This is a genomic window from Knoellia aerolata DSM 18566 (genome assembly GCF_000768695.1).
Lineage (GTDB): Bacteria > Actinomycetota > Actinomycetes > Actinomycetales > Dermatophilaceae > Knoellia > Knoellia aerolata.
Map to the genome: position 1 here is coordinate 1 of NZ_AVPL01000117.1, position 3,661 is coordinate 3,661.

The following is a 3,661-nucleotide window of genomic DNA, read 5'->3' on the forward strand; positions in this document are numbered from 1 at the left end:
AATCGAACCGATGACCTATTCATTACGAGGTCGTTCCTGAGTAACCGCCACTGCCCTTTGCGTACCTCTACGTACTCCGCGGTGACGGTTCATAACGGGTGATTCGAGCCGCTTCGCGAAGCGACGGGGGCACCTCGGGGGCACGCTTGCCAGGGACTGCGTCGTCCCGATCCAGGCCGCAACTGCTTGAGCGGTCGCAGGGTCAAGGGTGGCCTCAGGCCATCGCGTAGCGACGCTCTGCGCCCTTGATGCGGTGACCGCTCGAGCTGACGATGGAGGCCGGGTCGACGCGGAGACTTAGCTAGCTGGCGGACCGCACTCCCGAGGACGGCGCGTCAGCGCCGCCCGCAGGGCGTGGCCGAGCGCAGCGAGGCCCTTGATCTCTAAGAGGTCAATTCATCAATTGCCCGCGGCTACGCCACGCTCCGCGGGCAGCGGCGCTGTCACGGTGCGAGATCATGTCGGAATGCAGATGAGGGCGTCGCCAACGCCAGAGATCGAGTCCGCGCTGGACGAGGTAGAGAGACAGGTTCGCTCGATGCGCAGGAGCGAGCTCGTGGAGACAGAACCTCACGAATGGTCCATTGGCTCCGTATTCGTTGAACTGCGAGTCGTTGGCGATGAACCGCTCTCTCTGGAACTACTGGCCAGCCAAGGACTTGTGCACAGGGCCTTGGCCACACGCACGGTCACGCTGCACCCCGAAACTCGGATCGCAGACCCTGCGCCCGTTGGCGTCCAATGGTCGCGGGAGGCCGTGGAGGGCGCCCGGGTTCTCACGCTCAGAAACGTCGGATCCACGATCGGAGGGATATGCGCAGCACTCATTTTCGGGGGTCTCGCAGTTCTGGCTCTGCCACGTCCCTCGCGTCCCACAACGGCCGACGATCTCGCTCCCCACGAGACGGTGGCCATCGCAGCGGCCCTCTGCCTCGTCACACTCGCCATTGTCAGGACTCTTATCAGCCCGTCAATCAAGGTCAGCGGACCAGTCGCGAGGGTCCGAAACCCGGTATTTGACTACTTGGTTCCCTTGAGCCACATCGATCGGTTGGAGTGGGGATGGCTCGAGTTTGCCCGAATGATCGCGAAGTCAAGGTCGCTCACTCTCGCAAGCATCGAGCGCACTCTGAGCGGAAACGGACTCGAGGAGATGGCGCTGCTCAACATGGCGGTTGAGCACGCCAAGGCGCAACCCGTCGATGGTGAGCCCAGGCGAATCGATCGTCGGCTGCGGTTCTGGGATTGGCCCACTGCGGCTTGGCTCGTCGGCTGGATCCTCTTCTTCCTCTCGTGGACTCTTGACCTTCGATAGCCGCCCAAGTGCAGCGATTGCGGAGCCTGACCTCTGAGGCGGTCCGTCCAACTGGACGGAACAGCCCTCACGCCACCCTGTTGGCGTAGCGCTGGCGGGCAGCCTCACCGGACGTGCCCACCAAGCCGCCTATCGCGGCCCAGGACAGGCCAGCTTCTCGCGCGCCCTTGATCGCCTCGAGCATGTGTCGCTCAGCCGTGGAGCGCTCGGCGACCGCGCCCCGGAGCCTGGTTACTGCGTCCGCGTTTAGCTCGTCGGACGCGCGCGGCTCATAGTCCTCGAAACGTGCAGCCAGCTCATCGGCGTGCTTGAGAATCTCGTCGACCGACCGTGGCATGGACATCACCTCAGGAACTTCTCGCGGGCACGCATGGCGTGGACGATGACCACACCAACGTCGCCCTGGACGACACCGACCGCGATGACCGCAGCCGCAGGGCCTGCGCCCACGATCATCGTGAACCCGTCACCCAGATCCCAGACACGGATCGGGTTCCGGTACGCGTGGCCGATCTCCTCTTCGCCCAGACCGTGCTTCAAGGCGGACTGCGCCACGATCGGATCCACCGACTCTCCTCCAAGATAACTTGTCGCCCGTCGATGGTCCATCTTGAGGACGTTCCGGGACGTTGCGCCCTCTCGAGGACGTCCCGAAATGTCCTGCGGTGGGGTGGAAACGTCCCTCGACGCCACGGTCTCCTTGTTGGACGACGTTGCCCAGTGAAGGAGCCCCACCATGACTGCCATCGACGAGTCGCCCGCTCAGCCCCCCGAACATGCGCGAGCCTGCGCTCTTGCTACGGACCTACACCACGAGTCTGCACCGGCGGCTGGTCGCGCCGCCCGAGGGCAGGAGCCTCCTGTGGACAACTCGTTCGGCAATCGGCATCCGGGACGGCCTTCAGGGGACGAACAGGCACCTTCACCTACACGACCGTCGAAACGAGCGACTCACCTGCGGGGGCACGTCGCCTGTGGACAACTCGTTCGGCAATTCTCGGGAGCGGCACACACTGGCCACGGAGGTGGGCGTCATGCGTGAGCTCCTGACCGTCGAGGAGACGGCCGAGCGACTGCGGGTCTCGGTCCCGACGGTGCGCTGGCTCCGCCAGGAGGGGAAGCTCCCCAAGGCCTATAAGGTCGGGCCGCGAGTCCTGTGGGACCCCCAGGACCTCGACGCATGGCTCGAGGGCCAGCGCGACCCGGACTGGTCGCCGTGAGCATCACAGCGGATCGTGCGCGGCGAGACCGTCCGCTACCGGGCGAGGGTCAAGTCGCACGGGCGGGAGGTCGCCACGAGGGTCTTCACACGCAAGGGCGACGCCGTGGCATGGGAGCACGACCAGCGCCGCAGCCTTCGCGCCGGAGAGTGGATCGACCCCCGACGCGCCCGCATCCCGCTCGCCCGTCTCGAGTCCGGATGGCGAGAGTCGCGGCAGGGACTCAAGCGCAAGTCGCTCGAGGCCGACCTCTCCGCATGGCGTAACCACGTCGAGCCGAAGTTCGGCGATACACCCTTGGCCTCCATCACCCGCGCCCAGATCGAGCAGTGGGTCGGCTCGCTCATCGCCGGCGGCGTCGCCCCGGCGACGGCACGCCGCTACCTCGCCACCCTCCGGTCGGTCCTCGCCTTCGCCGTCGCCGACAACAGGTTGACCCGCAACCCTGCGGTCGGCATCCGCGTCTCTTCGACCCGTGGCGGTCGCCGCGAGGGCCAGTTCCTCACGCACGCCGAACTCGACGCACTGGCCGACGCGTGCCGCGGCACCTACGGCGACGTCGTGCTCGTCCTCGGCCTCTGCGGACTCAGGCGGGGCGAGCCGGCCGGTCTCAAGGTGGCCGACACCATCCAGGTCCCCGGCCCTGGGCTGCGCGTCCAGCGCACCGTGCTCGCCTCGAGCGCTGATGGCGCTCTCTACGAGGACACTCCCAAGACCGGCCGGGTGCGCACTGTCCCCCTCCCCCAGCGCGCCGCAGACGTCATCTTGAACCGCGCCGAAGGCAGGACCGCCACCGACTGGATCTTCGCCGCTCCAGCCGGCGGACCATTGAGCGAGTCGAACTGGAAGCGCTCCGTCGCCTGGGCCGCCGCGACCGAGGCGATCGGTCGCCCCGGCCTGCGCGTCCACGGCCTGCGCCACACGTCGGCCTCGCTGTGGCTCGCGTCCGGTGCCGACCCCAAGGTCGTCCAGCGCGTCCTGGGGCACGCGTCCGCCGCGATGACCATGGACCTCTACGGCCACCTCATCGACCAGAACCTCTTGGCCGCCGCGGACCGGATCGGGGGCACAACGGGGGCACAGGCACCGGGCCGGGGCATGCAGAAGGCCCCCGGGAGGGATCTCC

The 3,661-nt window shown here is 67.1% G+C and carries 5 protein-coding genes; 3 read left to right on the forward strand and 2 right to left on the reverse strand.

Annotated elements, in window-relative coordinates; genetic code table 11:
* Positions 1-466 precede the first annotated feature (466 nt).
* Positions 467-1,315 (forward strand): hypothetical protein, encoded by an 849-nt coding sequence (locus tag N801_RS20890; RefSeq protein ID WP_156996922.1) that lies wholly within the window; start codon positions 467-469, stop codon positions 1,313-1,315.
* 67 nt (positions 1,316-1,382) lie between these two features.
* On the opposite strand, the gene N801_RS18710 is transcribed toward N801_RS20890, so the two are convergent.
* Positions 1,383-1,652, reverse strand: coding sequence for a hypothetical protein (locus tag N801_RS18710; protein ID WP_245618516.1), 270 nt, complete (start codon positions 1,650-1,652; stop codon positions 1,383-1,385).
* A 5-nt stretch (positions 1,653-1,657) separates the two neighbouring features.
* Complete coding sequence (locus tag N801_RS18715; RefSeq protein WP_035940827.1) at positions 1,658-1,882, reverse strand: hypothetical protein; 225 nt, start codon at positions 1,880-1,882, stop codon at positions 1,658-1,660.
* 467 nt (positions 1,883-2,349) lie between these two features.
* On the opposite strand from N801_RS18715, the gene N801_RS21200 reads away from it, so the two are divergent.
* Together N801_RS21200 and N801_RS18725 are read left to right on the forward strand one after the other, a co-directional pair.
* Positions 2,350-2,535 (forward strand): helix-turn-helix transcriptional regulator, encoded by a 186-nt coding sequence (locus N801_RS21200; protein ID WP_169744301.1) that lies wholly within the window; start codon positions 2,350-2,352, stop codon positions 2,533-2,535.
* Between the two features lie 15 nt (positions 2,536-2,550).
* Positions 2,551-3,661 (forward strand): tyrosine-type recombinase/integrase (locus N801_RS18725; RefSeq protein ID WP_052113310.1); only part of this gene is annotated, 1,111 nt, incomplete at its 3' end.

Bases quoted from the DNA above. Each gene is read 5' to 3' on its own strand.
- N801_RS21200 (WP_169744301.1), top strand. From the start codon at position 2,350: ATGCGTGAGCTCCTGACCGTCGAGGAGACGGCCGAGCGACTGCGGGTC.
- N801_RS18710 (WP_245618516.1), bottom strand. From the start codon at position 1,652: ATGCCACGGTCGGTCGACGAGATTCTCAAGCACGCCGATGAGCTGGCT.
- N801_RS20890 (WP_156996922.1), top strand. From the start codon at position 467: ATGCAGATGAGGGCGTCGCCAACGCCAGAGATCGAGTCCGCGCTGGAC.